Annotated in this window: 18 protein-coding genes and 1 pseudogene; 8 read left to right on the top strand and 11 right to left on the bottom strand. The window is 72.3% G+C overall.

What is annotated here, in order from left to right:
* Positions 1–4 precede the first annotated feature (4 nt).
* Entirely contained in the window at positions 5–553 is a 549-nt protein-coding gene (locus IE305_RS19250; RefSeq protein WP_190130888.1) for a hypothetical protein, read from the top strand.
* Here IE305_RS19250 and IE305_RS19245 read toward each other — a convergent pair.
* The gene (locus IE305_RS19245; protein WP_190130887.1) at positions 516–983 is read right to left on the bottom strand and encodes a hypothetical protein; all 468 of its coding nucleotides are present in this window, start codon (positions 981–983) and stop codon (positions 516–518) included. The two genes, IE305_RS19250 and IE305_RS19245, sit on opposite strands and share 38 nt — an antisense overlap.
* A 118-nt stretch (positions 984–1,101) precedes the next feature.
* Between IE305_RS19245 and IE305_RS19240 the strand changes: the two genes are divergently transcribed.
* Positions 1,102–1,569 (top strand): bacteriocin immunity protein, encoded by a 468-nt coding sequence (locus IE305_RS19240; RefSeq protein ID WP_229891199.1) that lies wholly within the window; start codon positions 1,102–1,104, stop codon positions 1,567–1,569.
* A gap of 14 nt (positions 1,570–1,583) precedes the next feature.
* Here the strand turns inward: IE305_RS19240 and IE305_RS19235 are convergent, their stop codons facing one another.
* Genes IE305_RS19235 through IE305_RS19225 form a run of 3 tightly spaced genes read right to left on the bottom strand, consistent with a single transcriptional unit; the run spans position 1,584 to position 3,917 of the window.
* Positions 1,584–2,078: a hypothetical protein gene (locus IE305_RS19235; protein ID WP_190130886.1), complete on the bottom strand. Its 495-nt coding sequence runs from the start codon at positions 2,076–2,078 to the stop codon at positions 1,584–1,586.
* A 46-nt stretch (positions 2,079–2,124) separates the two neighbouring features.
* Positions 2,125–3,027, bottom strand: a complete 903-nt coding sequence (locus IE305_RS19230) for a serine hydrolase (protein WP_190130925.1) — start codon at positions 3,025–3,027, stop codon at positions 2,125–2,127.
* An 8-nt stretch (positions 3,028–3,035) separates the two neighbouring features.
* Complete coding sequence (locus tag IE305_RS19225) at positions 3,036–3,917, bottom strand: LysR family transcriptional regulator (protein ID WP_190130885.1); 882 nt, start codon at positions 3,915–3,917, stop codon at positions 3,036–3,038.
* Between the two features lie 92 nt (positions 3,918–4,009).
* On the opposite strand from IE305_RS19225, the gene bla reads away from it, so the two are divergent.
* Complete coding sequence (bla, locus tag IE305_RS19220; RefSeq protein WP_190130884.1) at positions 4,010–4,897, top strand: class A beta-lactamase; 888 nt, start codon at positions 4,010–4,012, stop codon at positions 4,895–4,897.
* Between the two features lie 15 nt (positions 4,898–4,912).
* On the opposite strand, the gene IE305_RS19215 is transcribed toward bla, so the two are convergent.
* From IE305_RS19215 to IE305_RS19200, 4 genes are all read right to left on the bottom strand, one after another.
* Positions 4,913–7,681 carry an NHLP bacteriocin export ABC transporter permease/ATPase subunit gene (locus tag IE305_RS19215; RefSeq protein WP_190130883.1) on the bottom strand — a complete coding sequence of 923 codons (2,769 nt, stop codon included), beginning with the start codon at positions 7,679–7,681 and terminating at the stop codon, positions 4,913–4,915.
* Positions 7,678–9,921, bottom strand: coding sequence for an NHLP family bacteriocin export ABC transporter peptidase/permease/ATPase subunit (locus tag IE305_RS19210; protein ID WP_190130882.1), 2,244 nt, complete (start codon positions 9,919–9,921; stop codon positions 7,678–7,680). The genes IE305_RS19215 and IE305_RS19210 overlap by 4 nt, the downstream gene beginning before the upstream one ends.
* Entirely contained in the window at positions 9,918–10,724 is an 807-nt protein-coding gene (locus IE305_RS19205) for a biotin/lipoyl-containing protein (protein WP_190130881.1), read from the bottom strand. The genes IE305_RS19210 and IE305_RS19205 overlap by 4 nt, the downstream gene beginning before the upstream one ends.
* A gap of 104 nt (positions 10,725–10,828) precedes the next feature.
* Positions 10,829–11,047 (bottom strand): hypothetical protein, encoded by a 219-nt coding sequence (locus tag IE305_RS19200; protein ID WP_190130880.1) that lies wholly within the window; start codon positions 11,045–11,047, stop codon positions 10,829–10,831.
* 579 nt (positions 11,048–11,626) lie between these two features.
* On the opposite strand from IE305_RS19200, the gene proP reads away from it, so the two are divergent.
* Positions 11,627–13,135, top strand: coding sequence for a glycine betaine/L-proline transporter ProP (gene proP, locus IE305_RS19195; protein WP_190130879.1), 1,509 nt, complete (start codon positions 11,627–11,629; stop codon positions 13,133–13,135).
* Between the two features lie 32 nt (positions 13,136–13,167).
* Here proP and IE305_RS19190 read toward each other — a convergent pair whose 3' ends face one another.
* Complete coding sequence (locus IE305_RS19190; protein WP_190130878.1) at positions 13,168–13,782, bottom strand: LysE family translocator; 615 nt, start codon at positions 13,780–13,782, stop codon at positions 13,168–13,170.
* Between the two features lie 233 nt (positions 13,783–14,015).
* Here IE305_RS19190 and IE305_RS19185 point away from each other — a divergent pair, with 233 nt between their 5' ends.
* Genes IE305_RS19185 through IE305_RS19170 form a run of 4 tightly spaced genes read left to right on the top strand, consistent with a single transcriptional unit; the run spans position 14,016 to position 18,648 of the window.
* Positions 14,016–14,984, top strand: a complete 969-nt coding sequence (locus IE305_RS19185) for a cucumopine synthase-related protein (RefSeq protein ID WP_190130877.1) — start codon at positions 14,016–14,018, stop codon at positions 14,982–14,984.
* Positions 14,981–16,093: an NAD(P)/FAD-dependent oxidoreductase gene (locus IE305_RS19180; RefSeq protein WP_190130876.1), complete on the top strand. Its 1,113-nt coding sequence runs from the start codon at positions 14,981–14,983 to the stop codon at positions 16,091–16,093. The genes IE305_RS19185 and IE305_RS19180 overlap by 4 nt, the downstream gene beginning before the upstream one ends.
* A gap of 42 nt (positions 16,094–16,135) precedes the next feature.
* Complete coding sequence (locus tag IE305_RS19175) at positions 16,136–17,194, top strand: AMP-binding protein (RefSeq protein WP_190130875.1); 1,059 nt, start codon at positions 16,136–16,138, stop codon at positions 17,192–17,194.
* A complete protein-coding gene (locus IE305_RS19170; RefSeq protein WP_190130874.1) occupies positions 17,194–18,648 on the top strand; it encodes an aldehyde dehydrogenase family protein in 1,455 nt (484 codons plus the stop codon). The genes IE305_RS19175 and IE305_RS19170 overlap by 1 nt, the downstream gene beginning before the upstream one ends.
* On the opposite strand, the pseudogene IE305_RS19165 reads toward IE305_RS19170, so the two are convergent.
* Together IE305_RS19165 and IE305_RS19160 are read right to left on the bottom strand one after the other, a co-directional pair.
* Positions 18,575–19,213 (bottom strand): annotated as a pseudogene (locus IE305_RS19165) (histidine phosphatase family protein); the annotation flags it as partial. The gene IE305_RS19170 and the pseudogene IE305_RS19165 overlap by 74 nt on opposite strands.
* Positions 19,214–19,233: 20 nt before the next feature.
* A complete protein-coding gene (locus IE305_RS19160) occupies positions 19,234–20,115 on the bottom strand; it encodes an LLM class F420-dependent oxidoreductase (protein WP_190130872.1) in 882 nt (293 codons plus the stop codon).
* Positions 20,116–20,196: the final 81 nt, after the last annotated feature.

Here is a 20,196-nt window from a genome sequence, read left to right as displayed (position 1 = left end):
CGGCATGGGACCCGTAGCTGACACCGGCTGGCCGACCAGGGCCCGGGGCGCGGCGTGCTGCGCCGCCCTGCTCTTCGCAGTGCTGACCGCGCTGGACGCCGCCACGCTGGGGCTCACCGGTCCGCGTACGCTGCTGTGGGCGGCCCTCGCCGTGGTGTTGCTGGCGATCCTGTTGCCGCCGCGCGTGACGGCCGGGGACGGCTGGCTCGCCTCGCGCGGGCTGCTGGGCCGGCGCCGTGTGCTGACGGACCAGCTGGTCGCCGTGCACTGGGGCGGCGCCTTCGCTCAGCGGCTCGTCCTCCGCGATGCCGCCGGCGACCGTCTGGAGCTCGACCTCCAGGTCCTCGCCACCAACCCGGCGCTGTGGCACCGTCTCGACACCGCCCTCCGCCACTCCCGCACCCACGGCACCCTGCGCATCGGCTCCACCGACCAGGAGCAGCTGACCCGCGCCCTGGACGCGGTGACGGCCCACGCGGTGCTCAGGGTGTCGGGGCTGGCGGGTCTCACGGAGTTCAGGGGTGGGCACCGCCCTCGTAGACGCCGCGGCTGAAACCACCCTCCACCTGCTCGATGATCTCCGCGTGCTCCAGGCACAGGAACCGCAGCTCGCGCCAGCGCGGCCGGTAATCGGGGTGGCCGTGGAAGTGCGCGGCGGTGGCGCACAGCCGGTTCCACCAGATCCCGACGTCCTGCCGCAGCCGCTGCACGTGCCCCACCTGATGCGTCCGCCCGGCCTCGACGACGTCCTCCCACTCCCCCAGCAGATCGGCCAGGTGAAGGGCGTCGTTCCGCACGAGGTCCTTCAGCCGCACGGCAGTGAAGTGCGCACCGGACCCCTCCGGCGCGGCGTCGATCAGCTCGTCCAGCCGGGCCACGAGGAACTTCTGCAGGGGCTGGACGTCGGGGACCCGCAGGTCGTCGGAGAACTCCAGTATCTCGACGGGCGCGAGCACATCGCGCCCGAAGTCGTCACGGTTCACGGCACGTTACCGCCCTTCCTGGCGAACCTTCCGAACGCGCGAGCGTACCGGCTGCGGGGACCTGCCGGGCGGGGTTCGGGACGGACGGCACGCGATCGAGTGGCGGCATAATGCCGAGGTGGAACCGGACCTGGACCTGAGAGCGGAACTGCTGCCCCCGCCGGTGAGCCGGGAGCGGCTCGACGAGCTCTGCCGTGAGATCGAGCGGATCGCCGAGCTGGTGCTCGCGGGCGCGGAGAGCGCGGACGCCGAGATCAGTGCCTTCAACGCCACGACGGGCCACACCTACTCGGCTTCGGACTTCGCCGAGTACGACGGCAGCCAGAACCTGATCTCGTTCGCGACGACGGCTGCACGGCCACCACGTGCCCCGGTCGCCGGCCTGACAAGGGACGAACTCGTCGGCATCGTCCGCAAGCTGCTGGCCGGCGACGCGGAGAGCGACCACTGGCTCCGGCTCCTCGAAGCGCACGTACCGCACCCGCGCGTCAGCGACCTGATCTTCCACCCGCCGTCCGGTCCGCGGGACCCGTCGGCCGAGCGCATCGTCGACGAGGCCCTCGCGTACCGGCCGATCGCGCTCTGAAGGGCAGGGGCCCGTCAGCGGTCCCGGACCGGGTCGCGGTCCTTGTAGAGGAAGTCGTAGTAGTGCTCGTCCGCGACCAGGACCGACGTGAAGCACACCGGCAGGCCGCCGCGCTCGCGCGGCACCTCCTGCGACGTGGAGCGGGTGAAGCCGAGCGAGACGCCGGGCATGCACACCTGCTCGGGGTCCGCGTCGTCCACAGTCCATCCGCGGGCTGCGGCGCGGCGCATGAGGGTGCGGGCGGGGGTGGTGAAGACGTCGTCGCCGTCGAGGAGCACGCGGGTGCTCGACGTCCGGCCCTCGCCGGGCCACCACAGTTCCAGGGCGGTGACGCGGTTCCGCTTCTCCAGGAGCACCTGGAAGCCGACGTGGTCGAGGGACACGCTGATGAGGCCCTCCCGAGCGCGGGGCCGCCCGAAGGCGCGGGTCACGGCGTCGACGGCTTCGTCGAAGGTCATGCCGAGGCGGACGGGGGACACACCGCGGGGCGGGTCGAGCACGAGATCCATGGGCGGCAAGGGTAAAGGAGCCAGTGACGGCAGTCGTCGCCGGCTGTCACCACTGCCTCAAGTGGTCGCGGAGCTCCCTGGCCACCTGTGCCATCAGGGCCTCCGCGCCCGGTTGCGTACCCGCAGGCACCAGGGACTCCGTGAGGACGGCGACGGCGAAGACCTGGCCGTCGGCGTGCTCGACGACGCCGATCTCGTGCCGGAGGTTGAGGAGCGTACCCGTCTTCGACGACCACGTGCTCGCGTCCGAGCTGAAGTCGGGGGCCAGGCGGTGGCGGAGCAGGTTGTGCAGCATGAGGTCGCGGACGCGCGCCGCCACCTCCGGGGGGATCGCGGAGGGCGTCCACAGGGCCTGCAGCAGGTCGACGAAGGCGCGGGCGCTGCCCGTGTTGGCGCGGGTGGCGTCGAGCTGCGGCACCCGGTGCCCGCGGCCGCTCGTGCCGGCGTCGATGGCCAGCGCGTGCGCGAGGTGCACCTGCGCGGCATCGAAGCGTTCGACGGGGGTGTCGCTCAGTTCCCCCGTCAGGTGCCGGACGCTGATGCCGCCGAGCCCGAACTCGTGCAGGATCTCCGCCACCCGCGCCGGCGGGGTCAGGCCGAACAGCGTGTCCGCAGCGAGGCTGTCGCTCATGCACATGCTCAGATAGAGGAGGTCGTCGACCGCGATCCGGGCCGGGTGCCGGAACCGGCTCAGGCCCGTCGGGCCCGGCGTGTCGACCCGTCCGGGCTGCACGTCGAGCCGGGTCGCCCCGTCCAGCTCGCCCCGGCGGATGCGTTCGAGCGTCGCCAGCGCCAGCGGTACCTTGACGAGGGACGCGGACGGCAGCTGCGTGTCCGGGTCGATGCCCAGCTCGTCGCCCGTGTGCAGGTCACGGACGAGCAGACAGCCGCGCAGGCCGCCCTCCTCCAGCCGGCGGCGCAGGTCGCGCAGCAGCGCCTCGGTGTTCATGCCGGTGTTCATGCCGCCACCGCCTCCGCGCCGAGGCACCGCGCGATGGCGGTGCCCAGGCGCGCCCGGACGTGCTGCGGATTGCCGTCCGCGGCCGCGGCGAGGGCGAAGCCGCGGCGCAGGGCGATCTCCCCCACGGGCCGCCAGTGCAGGCCGAGTTCGCCGGCCTGCGCCGGGGAGCAGAGCAGCAGGTCGCGCGTGCTGAGGACCTCGGCCGCGGCGGTCGTGAGGTCGGCGGCGACGGCGAGCTGCGCGGGCCGCAGCCCCAGCGCGTCGCGCAGCCGCGTCAAGGGGTCGCGCAGGTGCGGTACGTCGTCCTCCGGCTGGAGCCAGACGCGGCGGGCCGGCTCGGCGGAGCCCCGCCCGAGCCGGAGCGTCTCGAGGTAGACGCGCTTCACTCCGGGATCCTGCGCACCGGCCAGCCCGAGGGGGACCGACCACGTCGCTTCGTCCGCCGGCACGGCCAGCAGCGCGGCGCGCACCTGCTGGGCGTGGACGAGTTCGACGCGGCGCGCGGGCGCCGCGACGCGCAGGTCGAGGGTGAGGCCGTGCTCGCGGGCCTCGGCGACCAGGCGGGCGAGGGCGACCGTCGGGCAGATGCCGGGCACCGCGAGCCGCAGCGGCTTGCTCCTGGCGGCCTGCGCCTCGTGCAGCAGGACGTCGGCCGCCTGCACGAGCTGCCGGGCCGCGGGAAGCATGTCCCGGCCGAACGGCGTCAGGACGGCCCGCCGCGACGTCCGTTCGAACAGCTGCTCACCGAAGCGTTCCTCCAACGCGGCCACCCGGCGGCTGGCCACGGACTGCGACATCCGGGCCGCGGCCGCGCCGACGGTGAAACTCCCGCGCTCGCTGACGCTGACGAACGCCCGGCACGCCCCCACAAGATCCATGCGCCCACCCTATGCGACCCATGCGGAAACAGCATGAGACCGCCTGTTTCGGTATTGGACCGCATGACCACCCGGCCGCCAGGGTGATCCCCATGCGACACATACGCGCGCTCAGCGCTCTCGCCGCCACCCTCGCGTTCGTTCCCCTGACCGCCTGCGGCTCCGGCCCGGACTCCGGCAAGGCGGCGGCCACCAAGCCGTACGCGGACCGCCTCAAGGCCCTGGAGCAGACGTACGGCGCCCACCTGGGTGTGTACGCGATCGACACCGGCACCGGACGGGAGGTGACGTACCACGACGGCGAACGGTTCTCCTACAACTCCACCTTCAAGGCGCTGGCCGCCGGCGCCGTCCTGAAGAAGTACACCCTGGCCGGCCTGAACAAGAAGGTCACGTACTCCCGGGACGACCTGGTCCCCAACTCCCCCGTGACCGAGAAGCACACCGACACCGGCATGACCCTGGCGGAACTGTGCGACGCCGCCGTCCGCTACAGCGACAACACCGCGGGCAACCTGCTCCTCGACGACCTCGGCGGCCCACACGCCCTCGACGCCGCACTCGAGCGGCTCGGTGACGACGTCACCCGCATGGAACGCCACGAACCCGAACTGAACGACTGGGTCCCCGGCGAGCAGCGCGACACGACCACCCCCCGCGCCCTCACCAAGGACCTGCGCGCGTTCGTCCTCGGCGACGTCCTCGGCAAGGACGAACGCGACCAGCTCACGAAGTGGCTCCGGACCAACACCACCGGCGACGAAACCATCCGCGCCGGCGTCCCGAAGGGCTGGCAGGTCGGCGACAAGACGGGAGCCGGCACCTACCACGGCACCCGCAACGACATCGCCGTCGTCTGGCCCCCGAACTCCGCGCCCATCGTCATGACCATCCTGTCGTACCGGAACGACAAGAACGCCAAGTTCGACAACAAGCTGGTCGCGCAGGCGACATCCGTGGTCACCGACGCGTTGTCGTAGAACACCGTCGCCCTCTCAGCCCATCTGCCTCCGTACCAGTTCGTGGAAGAGCCCGCCCGTGTCCGCCAGGAGCTCTGCCGGTGGGCCCTCCTGGACGATTCGGCCCTCCGCCATCACGAGGACCCGGTCCGCGTCCATGACCGTCGACAGGCGGTGGGCGATGACGATGCGGGTGGCGTGCAGGGCGCGGGTCGACTCGATGACGATGCGCTGGGCCTCGTTGTCGAGGGCGCTCGTGGCCTCGTCCAGGAAGAGGAGGCGTGGCTTGCGGACGAGGGCCTGGGCGATCATCAGGCGCTGGCGCTGGCCGCCGGAGACGGTGCCGCCGCCGTCGGAGAGCATGGTGTGCAGGCCCATGGGCATGGCCTTGATGTCGTCCGCCAGGCCCGCCGCGGCCGCGGCCTGCCACACCTCCTCCAGGGGGTACGACTCGGCGCCGCTGATGCACTCCAGGATCGAGCCGGCGAAGGGCTGGGCGTTCTGCAGGACGACGCCGCACTGGCGGCGTACGGCGGAGCGGTCGAGGGCGGAGAGGTCCTGGCCGTCGTAGAGGACGGTGCCCGAGAGGGGGGTGTCGAGCCCGATGAGGAGGCGCAGCAGCGTCGACTTGCCGCAGCCGCTCGCGCCGACGACGGCCACGAACTCCCCGGGGCGGACGCGGAAGGACACGCCGTCCAGGACCAGGGGGCCGTCGTCGGCGTAGCGGAAGGAGAGGTCGCGGGCCTCCAGGGCGCCGGTGAGTTCGCCGGGCGGGGCGTCGCCGGAGCGGGTCTCGGGGACGGCCCGCAGGATCGGGCGGAGCTGTTCGTACAGGGGCTGGACGGCGGCGGCCGACAGCAGTGCGCCCGTCAGCTGGGTGACCGAGGAGAAGAGGAGGGTCACCGACGTGCTGAAGGTGAGGAAGTCGCCGGCCGTCAGGGTGCCCTGCGCCGGCCCGGCGAGCAGCATGAAGAGGACGAGCGTGCAGAGCGGCAGGCAGACGGCGTTGAGGATGGTGACGGTGTTCTTGAGGCGGCCGATGCGTTGTTGCAGGTCCCGGGTGCGGGCGAATTCCTTGGCCCACGCCGCGTACGCGAAGCTCTCGGCTGCCGCCACGCGCAGTTTGGGCAGGCCGCGCAGGGTCTGGAAGGCCCGGTTGTCGAGCTGGTGGCCGAGGACGACCAGCCGGCGCTGGTGGCGCAGCTGCCACCAGCCCAGGCCCAGGAGGACCCCGGCGACCAGGACGAGCATGGCCAGGGCGGCGAGGGCCAGCGGCACGCTGTAGACGAGCAGCAGCACGAGGTTCACCGCGCCCAGCGTGCCGGCCTGGAGCACCACGGGGGCGATGCCCGAGACGGTGCGGCGGATGGCGCTGATGCCCATGGCGGCGCCCGCCAGTTCGCCCGTCGAGCGGTCGGCGAAGAACGCCGCCGGCAGCCGGAGCAGCCTGTCCCACACGGCCGGTTGCAGGGTGGCCTCGATGCGGCCCTCCAGGCGCAGCACGGAGACGTTCTGCAGCAGCATGAAGACGGCCGAGAGGGCGGCCACCGCCGCCAGGGCCACTCCCGTCTGCACGATGAGGCCGGTCTCGGCGCGGGGTACGTACGTGCCGAGCACCTTGCCCGTGGCGACGGGCACGAGGGTGCCCAGGCCGACGGCGACGAGCACGCCGAGCGCGATGCCGCGCAGTTCGCGTCCGGTGCCGCGCAGGCCGAAGCGCAGGAGGGTGCGCAGGGTCAGGGTGCCGTCGGGGAGCGGGCGGTAGAACATGACGGCGCGTGGTGCGTAGTCGGCGTGGTTGTCCCGGCCGATGCGCTCCCGGCGGCCGGTCGCCGGGTCGACGGCTTCGTAGCCGCCGCGCCGCCACAGCAGGGCGACGGGGGCGCCGTCGTCGTCCCGGTGGCCGAGCAGGGGGCCGGTGTCCTCCCGCCACCAGGCGCCGGCCAGGCGGACGGTACGGGTACGGATCCGGGAGGCGAGGGCGATGCGTTCCACGGGGTCGGGGCCGGCGGTGGGCGTGTCGGCCGGTTCGCGCAGGGTGATGCGGGCCGCCTCGGCCACGAGCCGGCAGGCGGCGTACGTCGCGTCGGCGCCGGCGGCGGTGTGGCGGGCGCGCCGGCGGGGGCCGTCGATGGCGGCGAGGAGGGTGCGGTCGGCGCCGGCGCGGGCGGCCTCGCCCGCCGCGATGCCGGCGGCGGCCCGGTCCTCGTGGTCCCGTTCGAGCTCCTCGATCCAGCGGTCGACGGCGTACAGCAGCCGGTGCTGCTGCTCGGTCATGCCCTGCCACAGGGTGGCGTCGACGAGCAGCGTGCCGTCCGCGTACCCCTCGTACGCCGCGCCGTAGCGGACGCTGCCGGGGGCGACCTGCATCCAGAGGACGTCGTCGGGTGCCTGGCAGAGGACGTGCAGTCCGCGGCCGGCACCGAGTGCGAAGGCCTGTTCGAGTGGGCCGGGTTCGCCGGTGGCGTGCCAGGTCCAGGCGTCCTGCGGGGACCATTGCAGTTCGCGGAGTTCGATGCGGCGCAGCCGGCAGCCCTGGGCGGGCCGGGCGACGAGGGTGTGGCGTGGCCCGTCGGCGGGGCCCAGCAGCAGGGCGCCGCGTTCGAGCCGGCCGAGGTGGTGCCAGGGGCCGGCGCGTTCGGCGTCGACGGCGAACAGGTCGGTCGCGCCGGCCTCGACGAGCCAGAGGATGTGCGGGCCCTCCAGGGTGAGGCTGCGCAGGCCGGTGCAGTCGACGGGGGTGCCGAGGCCGCCGAAGGACTCGACGACGGGGTCGTGGGGGTGGGGCAGGTGCGGGTCCGTCATGCGAGGAGCGCTCCCCGGTCGCCGATGAGCCGGGCGTACGCGCCTCCGGCCGCCACGAGGTCCTCGTGCCGGCCGCGTTCCACGACCGTGCCGCGTTCGAGGACGACGATCTCGTCGCTGTCGCGGACGGTGCTGAGGCGGTGGGCGATGACGACGCAGGCGCAGCCGCGGCGGCGCAGGTTGTCGATGACGAGGCGTTCGGTGACGGCGTCGAGGGCGCTGGTGACCTCGTCGAGGACGAGGACGCTGGGGTGGCGGACGAGGGCGCGGGCGATCTCCAGGCGCTGGCGCTGGCCGCCGGAGAAGTTGCGGCCGTCCTGTTCGACGCGGCTGCGGATGCCGCCGGGGCGGCGGGCGACGGCGTCGTACACGGCGGCGTCCCGGAGGGCGGCGACGACGGCCTCGTCGGTGACGGACGGGTCCCACAGGGCGACGTTGTCGCGGACGGTGCCCTCGAAGAGGAAGACGTCCTGGTCGACGAAGGAGACGGAGGCGGCGAGGGCGCCGCGCGGGATGTCCTCCAGCCGCATGCCGTCGATGCGGATGGTGCCCTCCCAGGGGGTGTGGAGGCCGGACAGGAGCCGGGAGACGGTGGACTTGCCGCTGCCGGAGCCGCCGACGAGGGCGACCTGCCGGCCGGGGCCGACCGTGAGGGAGAAGTCCTTCAGCAGGGGCGGGTCGAGGGGGCTGTGGCCGAAGGTGATGCCGTCGAGTTCGACGTGGCCCTTGAGGCGGCGGGTGGTGCCGGCGGCGCCGGCGGGCCGGGTGTGGAGGGGGTCGGCGGGGAAGTTCTCGACGTCCTTGAGGCGGGCGACGTCGGCGGTGAAGTCCTGGGCGCGGCCGGCCACGCCGTTGAGCCGGGTGAGGGGGGCGGTGAAGCTGGTGACGAGGGACTGGAAGGCGACGAGCAGGCCGACGGACAGGTGGCCTTCGACGGCGCGGACGCCGCCGGTGGTGAGGATCAGTGCGCTGTTGAGCGCCGCCAGTGCGGGCGCGACGACCGCGAGGCGGGCGCTGGGCACGCCGAGCCGCTGCTGGACGTCGAGGGTGACGGCGTGCCGGCCGGCCCAGCGGCGGAAGAAGCCGTTCTCGCCGCCGGTGGCCTTCATGGTCTCGATCAGCTGGAGGCCGCTGTACGAGGTGTTGGTGAGCCGGGCGTTCTCGGCGCGCAGCTTCTGCGCGCCGGTGGCGCGTACGCGGACGGTGACGCGGAGGGCGACCACGTTGAGCAGGGCGACGAGGACGCCGAGGACGGTGAGCTGCGGGTCGTACGTCCACAGCAGCACCGCGTAGAGGACGACGACCACGGCGTCCACCGCGGCGGCGGCGAGGTCGCGGGCGAGGGTTTCGGCGACGGTGTCGTTGGAGCGGAGGCGCTGGACGAGGTCGGCGGGGTTGCGCTGGGCGAAGAAGGTGACGGGGAGCCGCAGGAGGTGGCGCAGGAAGCGGGCGCTGCCGAGGGTGGAGGAGATGATGCGGCCGCGCAGCAGGTTGGCCTGCTGGAGCGCGGTGAGGGTGGCGGTGAGGGCCAGGGCGACGGCCATCGAGGTGAGGAGGGTGCCGAGGGCGGAGGTGCGGCCGCCGATGAGGAACTCGTCGATGTAGGTGCGGCTGAGTGCGGGGACGGCGGCGCCGGTGACCACGAGCAGGAGGCTGGCGAGGACGGCGGCGAGCAGGGTGCCCGTGGTGCCGCGCAGCATGCCGCCGAGGGCGCCGGCCAGGCCGGGGCGGCGGCCGGTGCGTCGGAAGCCGGGGCCGGGTTCGAAGGTGAGGACGACGCCGGTGAAGCTGGTGTCGAACTCCTCCATGGGGACGAACCGGCGGCCGTTGGCGGGGTCGTTGACGTACACGCCGCGGCGGCCGCGCCGGCGGGCCGTGCCGTCGTAGACGACGTAGTGGTTGAACTCCCAGAACAGCACGGCGGGCGGGCGTACTCCGGCGAGGGCGGCCAGGTCCATCTGCATGCCCTTGGCCTGGAGGCCGTGGCTGCGGGCGGCCTTGAGGAGGTTGCTGGCGCGGGAGCCGTCGCGGGAGACGCCGCAGGCGATGCGGAGTTCCTCCAGGGGGACGTGGCGGCCGTGGTGGCCGAGCACCATGGCCAGTGCGGCGGCGCCGCACTCGACGGCCTCCATCTGGAGGACGGTGGGGGTGCGGACGGCGCGGGGCGCCCGGCCGGCGGGGCGGGCGCCGCGGCGGCGCGAGCGGTGGGCGGTGCGGGAGCGGTGTGCGGTGGTGCTCATGGCAGGAGCCAGTCGACGGGCCGGCGGTCGGCGAGGTGGACGGTGGCGGTGACGGGGGTGGTGCTCTGCGGTGCCTCGGGGGGCCCGCCGGCGCGGGACCAGCGGTAGCCGGAGGGGGCGGTGGCCGAGCGTTCGAGGCGTACGACCACGGCGAGGGGGTCGCCCTGCCGGGCGAACTGTCCGGCGAGGCGGGCGTCGCCGAGGAAACCGGTGATCTGCTCGGGCGTGCTGGGGGTGCGGCCGACTTGGGCGACGTGGCCGCGGAGCACGCCGTACTGCTGGGCGGGGAGGGAGGGGACGGTCAGGTCGACGGCCGCGCCCTCGGTGAGGGCGGCTCCGCTCGCGCCGGGTACGTAGAGGACGGCGACCAGGGGGTCGGCGGGGTTCGTCACCCGTTCGACGGTGGCCACGTCCGCGCCGGTGGTGACGACCGAGCCGATTCTGGTGCGCAGGGCCGTCACCCGGCCGGCGGCCACGGCGCGCACGGTGCGTTCGCCGCGGTCCGTGGTGACGGTGAGCAGCGGCTGGCCGGGCGCGAGCTGCTGGCCCTCGTGGGCGTGGACCGCGGTGACCTGTCCGGCGTACGGGCTCTGCAGCAGGTAGCTGCCGTCGGGGTGGGTCAGGACGCCGGTCGCGTCGAGGGTGGCCGGAACCGTACCGGTGAAGGCCCAGCAGCAGGCGGCGGCCATGACGACGAGCGTGACGGCGAGCACGAGCCGGCCCTGCGGCCGGGCGAAGCGTACGGGCAAATCGAGTTCTTCGGGCGATTGCAGCTTGGAAAGCGCCTTTTGGCGGAACTGCACGGATGGGTCCTTCGACTGCATTCGCGGCGCGGCGACGAAAGGGAATGGGAACGGCAATGAACCCCGGAACGGTGAGGGTTCCGGGGTTCATTTAAAGGGGTGGCTCAGAGGCCGGCGACGCCGACGTGGACGCCGGCGATGCCCTCGACCTGGCCGGGCAGGCCGTGCACGGCCTGGACCGTGTGCAGGCCGGTCACGGTGTTGACGATGCCGTCGACGTCGCTGGTCACAGCGCCGAGGAGGCCACCGGAGATGGCGACGCCACCGGCGACGGCGTCGAGCTCGGCGTCGGCGATCTCACGGGTCTCGAGGTTGTCACGCATGATTGCGCACCCTTCTTTCGTGTTTTCCGGGGGGAATCCGGGGGGAATGGGGACAGGAATCCCTTTCCGCAGCGGTCCGGCCGGACCGGCCACCGTTCGAAGAACCGCTGCGGTGCGCAGATGTAAGCACGGGGACCGGCGGCATTTCCAACCGTGCGCGCTCCGACCGCCGCATGCACCGACCACCCAAAGGGCACACTTTCCTGTTCCTTTACTGAATCATCACAAGTTCTCCACAGGATCGAGTAACAGATACGGAGCCCTCGGCCCGCTCGGGGAACACATCCGGACACACGGCCACCAAGTACGTGGGGCGAAACCGGCATTTCGCGGGGCGGCCGTGTGGTGACGGACACACGGCCCTCACCGTGTGAAGATTCCTTGAAGTGACGAAGCGTGACCGGCCCACCACGGACATCGCACGTGTGGGCCCCGCCCGGCCGGGCAGGAGCCACCGCGTCCCCGCCCCGATCACAGCAGGTGAAGGATTTGAGCGCCGATCGCAGAAGAACCCCGAAGAGGACGCCGGCTCCCGGGCGCGGCAGCCCGCAGCGCGGCGGCACTTCGGCCACCGACCGGATGCTCAGAACGGTGCTGCGGCGCCGCAAGAAGGTGCTGACCCTCGAGGACGTCACCGTCACCGACCGCCCCGAGGTCCACCGCGCCGTCTCCGCCGCGGCGCTGGGGAACATGATGGAGTGGTTCGACTTCGGCGTGTACGCCTACATGGCGGCCACGCTCGGCAAGGTCTTCTTCCCCTCCGGCTCCTCCGGCGCCCAGGTGATCGCCGCCTTCGCCACCTTCGCCGCGGCCTTCGTGGTGCGCCCGCTCGGCGGCCTGGTCTTCGGCCCGCTGGGCGACCGCATCGGACGGCAACGGGTGCTGGCCGCCACGATGATCATGATGGCGGTCAGCACGTTCGCGGTCGGCCTGCTGCCCGGGTACGCCACGGTCGGCGTGGCCGCGCCCGTCCTGCTGCTCGTGTGCCGGCTGGTGCAGGGCTTCTCCACCGGCGGCGAGTACGCCGGGGCCACCACGTACATCGCCGAGTACGCCCCGGACAAGCGCCGCGGGTTCCTCGGCAGCTGGCTCGACTTCGGCACCTTCGTCGGCTACGCGCTCGGCTCCGGCCTGGTGACCGTGCTCACCGCCGCCCTGGGCACCGACGGCATGACCGACTGGGGCTGGCGACTGCCGTTCCTGGTGGCCGGGCCGCTCGGCCTGATCGGCCTCTACATGCGGATGCGCCTGGAGGAGACACCCGCCTTCCGCGCGGAGGCGGAGGCCGCCGAGAGCGACGAGGAGCTCGCCGGCGCCGAGGAGGGCCGGCAGTCCGGCCACGGCAGGCTCAAGGAGATCTTCACCGGGCACTGGCACGCGGTGCTCATCTGCATGGGCCTGGTGGTGGTCTACAACGTCACCAACTACGTGGTGACGTCCTACCTGCCCACGTTCATGACCGAGACGCTGGGCCAGAACCCCACCACCGCACAGCTGCTCGTCCTGGCCACGATGATCCTGGTCGCCCTGACCATCACCACCGTGGGCCGGCGCTCCGACACCTGGGGCCGCCGCCCGCTGTTCATGGCGGGCAGCGCCGCCCTGGTCGCCCTGGCCATCCCCGCGGTGCTGCTGATCCGGGCCGGCGGCGCCCTGCTGCCGGCGCTCGGCTGCTTCGTCCTCGGCCTGCTGCTGGTGGTCTTCGCCGGCACGTCGGCGGCCACGCTGCCGGCGCTCTTCCCCACCCGGATGCGCTACGGCGCGCTGTCGGTGTCGTACAACATCTCCGTGTCGCTCTTCGGCGGCACCACCCCGCTGGTCGTCTCGGCGCTGTTGGAGAGCACGCACAACGAGATGGTCCCGGCCTACTACCTGATGGGCGCCGGCGTCATCGGCTTCTTCTCCGCGTTCTTCCTGCACGAGACGGCGGGCAAGCCGCTGCGCGGCTCCGGCCCGATGGTGGAGACCCCGGAGCAGGCGCGGCGCCTGGTCGCCCGCAGCCGTACGGAGGCGGGCCGCCGGGCCCGGAACGTGTGGTTGCGCCTGCGCCACCCCGGGCACGGGCACCGGAACCACGAGGAGCGCTGAGAGGGGCGGGCCGCGCCCGCCCCTCCCGCCCGTCAGGCGTCGGTGAACGCGAGCTTGGCGCCCAGCGCCACGAACGCGCCGGCGAAGGTGCGGCGCATCCACGTCAGGACCCGGGGCCGGGAGAGCACGTGGTCGCGGACGGAGGCGGCCAGCAGGCCGTAGCCGGCGAAGACCACGAACGTCATCAGCATGAAGACGGCGCCCAGCTCCAGCATCCGCGGCACCGGGTGCGCCTCCCCCGCGCCGACGAACTGCGGCAGGAACGCCAGGAAGAAGATGGTGAGCTTCGGGTTGAGGAGGTTGAGCAGGACACCGGTCAGGGTCACCCGGGCCGCCGACGGCGGCTCGCCCTGCTGCTCGTCGACGCTCAGGGTCCCGCGGTCGCGCCACGTCTTCCACGCGACGTACAACAGGTAGGCGACGCCGAGGTACTTGAGCGTCCGGAACGCCAGGGCGCTGGTGTGCATGAGCGCCGCCAGGCCCAGCACGGTGGCGGCCAGGTGGGGGACGATCCCGAGGGTGCACCCGAAGGCGGCGACGACACTGGGCCGGAAGCCGCGGGACAGACCGGTGGCCAATGTGTACAGGACGCCGGTGCCGGGTGAAAGCGTCACGACGAGGGACGTGACCAGGAATTCGACGCTCAAGGGGCGTGCTCCTCACGGATGCGGCGGAAAGGGACGGACAGTACGTCATGTTGCCCTCGATCGCCGCCGGGCGCGCGGGGTTTTCGCCCGGCCAACGCGCCACTTGAACACGGCGGTTGACCAGTTGGTCATGGCATGTAGTCTCTCCCGAGCAGGGCGTGGAGATCATCTCCGTCCGTGACTCTTTTCCAGAGAAATAACAGCGGCGACATCTCACCGAACAGGGGAACGTCTTGACTTCTGCATTATCCGGCCGGCATATCGAGATTTCCTGGCCCGACCTGGGTGTCACCGTGACCGCGGAACTCGACGGTCGCAATCCCGAACTTGCCGATGCCCTCTGGGAGGCTCTGCCCTACCAGAGTCTTCAGGGACACGCGCTGATAGCGGGACAGCATCTGTACCACGCGGCACCGATCCCGTCGCTGCTGCACCTGTCCGCGTCCACGCGGATCGCGGACCGGCGCGAGGCGCCCGACGGGACCGTGTTCTGCTCCGGTCTCCAGCACCTGGGCATCAAATACGGCACGTTGACCGAACCGATGCCGGCCACCCCGGTGGGCAGGATCCGCGAGGAGGACATGCCCGCACTGCTGGAGGCCGGAAAGGCCGTCTGGGATTCGGTCTATTCGACGAAGAAGCCCATCCTGGTGGAGGTCCGCAGGGCGGGGGCCGAAGGCGGCCACAGCATTCCGCTCCTGACCGCCGCCGATCCCGAGGCGAACCGTCTCCTCCAGGACGTGTACACCGCGACCGAGCGGGCCTGGCTGACCGCGCCCGAGGAACTCGCCGGCCTCCACGCGGGCGTGATCCCCTCCGGGGCGGGCAGCTTCGAGACGGTGCTGCCCACGCTGCTGTTCGTCAACGGCGAGACCCGTCCGCTGGGGTACGCCACCTACGGTGGTCTGGCCCGGGCCACGGTCCAGGGCATGCCCATCGAGTCACTGCGTCACATGGCGCGCCTGCTGGTCGGTGTTCCTGCCGAGTTCCTGGGCTACTGCGGCCTGGAGCAGCTGTGGAGCTTCACCCAGCGCTTCCTGGCCTGCCTCGACCGGCTCGACCGCGACGACTTCCTGAGCGTGGTCAGCCAGCTGGCGCTCTACATCAACTGCCTGGGCGGCTGGAACCTGCACCTGTACCCGTGGGACACCGGGGACCACCTGCGCCAGCTGCGCGCCGGCGAGCCGGTCGGCCGGCCGTGAGCGGGCTCCCCGACCGCACGGACGTCCTCGTCATCGGCGGCGGCGTCATCGGCACCTCGGCAGCGTGCCGGCTGGCCGAGGCGGGCGTCGGCACCGTCCTGCTGGAGAGTGGCGCGCTCGGCTCGGGAACGTCCGGGACCACGGCGGGCGTGGTGCGCACCTACTTTCCCGGCAACCCCCTCATCAGCAGCCTGGCCGTGCGGAGCCTGGCGGCCTACCAGGAATTCGCCGAACGGACCGGAACCGACCTCGGGCTGGAGCGCATCGGCCTGCTCGTGCTGTTCACCGACGAACAGCAGGTGCAGGACTTCCGGGACACCCGGGCCGCCCAGCAGGCGGCCGGAGTGGACGTCGAACTCGTGACCGCCGCCGAAGCGGCGCGGATCAACCCTCTGGTCGACGAGCGGACCGTCCTGGCGGCGGCTTGGGCGCCCGAGGCCTACGCCTGCGATCCGCCCGCGATCGTACGTGGCTACGCCGCAGCCGCCCGGCAGGCCGGCGCCGTCCTGCGAACGGAGACACCTGTCACCGGCATCGACCCGGACGGGCTGGTCCACACGCCCGCGGGCAGCATTCGCGCCGACACCGTCGTCTGCGCGGCGGGCCCCTGGGCGGGAACGGTCGCCGCCATGGCCGGCGTGCACCTTCCCGTCACCACGTACCCCGTCGAGATGCTCCTGGCCGACGCCGCCGGCAGTGCCCCGCGCGACGCCCTGCCGATGACCATGCACCCGTCCAGCCTGCGGATCCGGAGCTGGGGAGACCGCATCCTGGTCGGCATGGGCCGCCCCGGGCCGGACGAGACCCGGGATGCCTGGCTGCAACGGGTGTCGCACCACCTCGGCACGACGTTCCCGGCCCTCGCCGGCCAGGGCCTCGAGCACGGGTGGAGCGGAAACCTCGACGTCAGCCCGGACGGAATGGCCTTCATCGGCCGCGATCCCTCCCGCCCGTTCGTCTACGCGGCCGGCTTCTCCGGGCAGGGGATCTGCCAGGCCCCCGCCGCCGGGGAGATCGTCCACGACCTCGTGCTCGGCAAGGAGTCCTGGATCGACACGGCCGGTCTCTCCACCGCCCGCTGCCCCGGGGTCCCGGCCGGGACCGCGTAGGAAGCCGCCGGGCAGGTGTTTCATTCGTTCGAGAGGAAAAGCATGGTCGAGCACACCGGCGGAGAGTTCGTCCGGGAGATGATGCAGTGGCACTTCAGTCCGGAGACCGGGTCACCGTTCTGGCTGAAGCGGGCCGGGACCCTCGGCTTCGACCCGCTGACCGACGTCAAGGACTTCGACGACCTCCGCCTGTTCCCCAACGTGGTCGACGAGCTGCGCGATGTCGGCGTCCATGAGCTGATTCCGCGTGGCTACGGTGACGGGCACGGGGCGGCCGTCTACGAGAGCGGCGGCACCACGGGGCAGCCCAAGCGGGTGATGTACGCCGCGGAGTGGCAGCGGCGCAGCGTCGAATGGTTCAGTGAGCGACTGGATTCCCACGGCGTACCCCGCAATGTCGACTGGCTCAGTGCGGTCCCCAGCGGGCCGCACAATGTCGGGGCCATGGCGGCCGACACCGCGCTGTCCCGGGGCGGGGTGAACTTCTTCATCGACCTGGACCCGCGATGGGTGAAGAAGCTGCTCGCGCAGGGCCGGACGGACGTGGCCGGCGCCTACACCGATCACCTCATCGAGCAGGTCGGCTACATTCTGGCCGGCCAGGACGTGGGCGTCCTGTTCGCCACCCCGCCGCTGCTGGAGCGCCTCGCGCACCACGACGACCTGGTGGAGCTGGTGAACCGGAAGGTCCGCGCGATCATCTGGGGCGGTACGCACATGGACGCCGACACCCGGGACCTGCTGCGCGACGAGGTGTTCCCCGACGCCACGTTCGTCGGCGGGTACGGCGGCACGATGATGCTGGGCACCTCGGTGGAGCGGCCCGGCCTCGGTCGCGACGAGCCGTGCGTGTTCGACTCGTTCGCTCCGTACACCACGTTCCGGGTGGTCGACCCCGACACCGGCGAGGTCGTGCCGTACGGCGAGCGCGGGCAGGTCCTGACGCACCACATGAGCCGGACGGCCCTGCTGGTCAACAACCTGGAGCGGGACTACGCGACCCGGATCGCGCCGGTGGACGGCGGCTTCGGTGATGCGGTCGCCGACGTCACCCCCGTGGCGTCCTTCGGCGACACGACGGTGATCGAGGGCGTGTACTGATGTTGTCCCTGGATGTTCTGGGCCCCGGCGGCCCGTATCGGTCCCGGCGCCAGGAGACCATTCGGGACCTCGCCGGAAACCCGGTGGCGACCTTGAGTCTGGCGCCCTCGCTCTACGTCACGCGGGCGATCAAGGCCATGCGCCGGGCGCCGGCGCTGCCCCTCGACGCGCGGGTCGCGGCATTCGCCCGGGCGGCCCGGGCCTTCGCCACGCAGTCGGTGGCGGGGCTGACGCCGGAGGAGTACCAGCACACCGTCAGCACGGTCACCGGCATACCGATTTCGGTGGTGCGCCATGCCACCGACGACATTGCGCGGGCCGCCGAGCAGATCCACCGGAGCGTGGAGAACGCACGGCCGGCCGCCGCGGTCGGCTCGTGGCGCGATCCGCGGGCCCGGGACGGTGCTGCGGTGTGGACCCGGCGCGGTGAGGTGTTCGCCGTGCATGCGGCGGGCAATCACCCGGCGGTGCACCAGGGGTGGCTGGACGCCCTCGCGCTCGGCTACCGCGTCGCCGTGCGGCCCTCCCGCCGGGAGCCGTTCACCCCGCACCGGCTGGTCACCGCCCTGCGCGAGGCCGGTTTCGGCGACGAGGGCATCGCGTTGCTGTCCACCGACCACGACGTGGCCGACGACATCCTCCGGCACGCCGACTTCGGCATGGTGTACGGCGGTGCGGACGTCGTGGGCAAGTACGCGGGTGATGCGCGCGTTCTGCCGCAGGGCCCGGGGCGCTCGAAGATCCTCATCACCGCCGAGACCGACTGGGAGCCGCTCGTCGGCACCATCGTGGAGTCGATCAGCAGTGGTGGGGGCACCGGGTGCGTCAACGCCACGGGCATCCTGGTCGAGGGCGACCCCTCCCCCGTGGCCGCGGCGATCGCGGAACGCCTCGCCGCGCTGCCCAGCCTGCCCCCGACGGACGAACGCGCGGTCCTGCCGGTGCAGCCCGTCGGTCTCGCCCGCCGGTGGGACGGGTACCTGCGGCAGCGGGCCGCGGGGACGAAGGCGTGGCTCGGCGGGGACGGTGTCGTCGACGAGCTCGGCGACGGTTCGGCGGTGCTCCGGCCGGCGGTGCACCAGCTCGACAGCCCGTTCGCCGAACAGCTGGGGCTGGAGCTGGGCTTCCCTTGTGCGTGGGTCGCACCGTGGGACCGCGACGCCGGGCTGCGGCCGCTGCGCGACACCCTCGTCCTCACCGCCGTCACCACCGACGCGGAGCTGATCGACGCGTTGGTGGCCGAGCCGACCATCGCCAACGTCTACGTCGGTGACCATCCGACGCCGTGGATGGCGCACGGGCTGCCGCACGACGGCTATCTCGCCGAATTCCTCATGCGCACGAAGACGGTCCGCTGCGGAGTCGTTCCGGCTGCCGGGGTCAGCGGTGGTCCGCCAGGTGCGCGGTGTCGTTCAGCGAGTGCACCGTCGCGTTCCCCTGCCCGTCATAGGTGACGGCCGACAGCGAGGCCGCCGACAGTTCCATGCGGAACAGCGTCTCGGGTGGCGCGCCCAGTGCCAGCCGGATCAGTGTCCGCAACACCCCGACATGGGACACGACCAGCACGGTCCGCCCCTCGTACCGTGCCAGGAGCCGGTCGCGTGAGAGCGTGGCCCGGCGGGCAACCGAGGAGAAGGTCTCCCCGGTGCCGCCGGGCACCGCGTCCGGCGAGGCGAGCCAGGCTGCCATCTCGTCCGGGTGGCGCTCGCGCACCTCGGCGAACGTCAGCCCCTCCCAGGCGCCGAAATCCGCCTCGGTGAGCCCTTCGTCGATGTGGACGTCCAGGCCGAGCCGTCGTGCCGCCGCCTCGGCCGTCTGCCGGGCCCGGCGCAGCGGTGAGGACACCACCGCCTGCACGGCGCCGCGTGCCGCAAGCCTCCTCGCGGCGGCCTCGGCCTGCCGCAGCCCGGCCTCCGACAGCTCCGGGTCGGGTCCGCCGCTGCCGGATATCCGCTTCTGCGGTGTCAGTGCCGTCTCGCCGTGCCGCAGCAGCAAAAGGGTGGTGGGGGTGCCGGTGCTCATGGGGTCGCCTTTTCCCGTCAGCGCAGCTCGGCGATGACCGGCGCGAAGTTCTCCATGTTGTATTCCATGACCGTGAAATAGGTGAAGCCGTAGCGTTCGCGGCGGTCCTCGATTTGTTGCGCCATCTCCGCCGGGGTTCCGGTCAGTACGCTGGGAATCTCCTCGGGGCTGTGTGCGGCATCAGGCGGCAGCGGCTCGAACCTGTCGGGCATCACGGACTGTGCGGCGGGCGGAATCACCTGCTGCACCAGAAGGTTCAGCTCCACGGCGTCGGCGCGGTCACCGAGCAGGCCGCGCACATAGGCGAGCCGTTCCTCCATCTGTGCGGCGCCGGCCAGATGAATGTCCTCGCCGTCGGCACTGGCCCAGCCGCCGGGAAAGGCGATGATGTCGGCGTGCGCGGCGGCCACCCGCAGCAGCCGGTCGCCCCAGCCCGCGATCAGCAGCGGAGGCCCGGACGGCTGGGCCGGACGCGGCTGGTATTCCTTGTCCGCGAACAGGGAACGCAACGTGGTGACCGTCCGTTCCAGCTGTTCGACCCGTTTCCCGCCGCTGGGGAACGGCATTCCCGCGGCGTCGTACTCGGCCTTCACATAGCCTGCGCCGAGCCCGAGTTCCATGCGACCGTCGATGAATTGGTCGGTGCTCGCCACGTCACGTGCGAGGAGGACGGGGTTGTAGAACGGCGTGTTCAGTACGAATGTGTTCAGCCGTACGCGTTCGGTCGCTTCGGCGGCGAGCAGCATTGCCGGGAAAGGCGCGGAGAACCCGAGGTGATCGGCCACTCCGATGACGTCGAAACCGAGTTCCTCGGCTCTGCGGAATTTCGCGCTCCACTCGCGGCGCGAACCGGGAACGAACATGTTGACACCGAAGCGTAATTGGCGCTGCGAAGGCATGACGTCTGTATATCAGACTTCCGGGGCGACCGGTCCTGCCGCACACCGCGGTTGCACACCCCCGCCCCGGGCCGCCGGGGG

The organism is Streptomyces mashuensis, assembly GCF_014654785.1.
Classification (GTDB): Bacteria; Actinomycetota; Actinomycetes; order Streptomycetales; family Streptomycetaceae; genus Streptomyces; species Streptomyces mashuensis.
This window is presented reverse-complemented; position numbering and strand designations above follow the sequence as displayed.

Coding starts and splice junctions, on each gene's coding strand:
- IE305_RS19250 (WP_190130888.1), top strand. CDS start 5: ATGGGACCCGTAGCTGACACCGGCTGGCCGACCAGGGCCCGGGGCGCG.
- IE305_RS19235 (WP_190130886.1), bottom strand. CDS start 2,078: ATGGATCTCGTGCTCGACCCGCCCCGCGGTGTGTCCCCCGTCCGCCTC.
- IE305_RS19230 (WP_190130925.1), bottom strand. CDS start 3,027: ATGAACACCGAGGCGCTGCTGCGCGACCTGCGCCGCCGGCTGGAGGAG.
- IE305_RS19225 (WP_190130885.1), bottom strand. CDS start 3,917: ATGGATCTTGTGGGGGCGTGCCGGGCGTTCGTCAGCGTCAGCGAGCGC.
- bla (WP_190130884.1), top strand. CDS start 4,010: ATGCGACACATACGCGCGCTCAGCGCTCTCGCCGCCACCCTCGCGTTC.
- IE305_RS19215 (WP_190130883.1), bottom strand. CDS start 7,681: ATGACGGACCCGCACCTGCCCCACCCCCACGACCCCGTCGTCGAGTCC.
- IE305_RS19210 (WP_190130882.1), bottom strand. CDS start 9,921: ATGAGCACCACCGCACACCGCTCCCGCACCGCCCACCGCTCGCGCCGC.
- IE305_RS19200 (WP_190130880.1), bottom strand. CDS start 11,047: ATGCGTGACAACCTCGAGACCCGTGAGATCGCCGACGCCGAGCTCGAC.
- proP (WP_190130879.1), top strand. CDS start 11,627: ATGCTCAGAACGGTGCTGCGGCGCCGCAAGAAGGTGCTGACCCTCGAG.
- IE305_RS19175 (WP_190130875.1), top strand. CDS start 16,136: ATGGTCGAGCACACCGGCGGAGAGTTCGTCCGGGAGATGATGCAGTGG.
- IE305_RS19170 (WP_190130874.1), top strand. CDS start 17,194: ATGTTGTCCCTGGATGTTCTGGGCCCCGGCGGCCCGTATCGGTCCCGG.
- IE305_RS19160 (WP_190130872.1), bottom strand. CDS start 20,115: ATGCCTTCGCAGCGCCAATTACGCTTCGGTGTCAACATGTTCGTTCCC.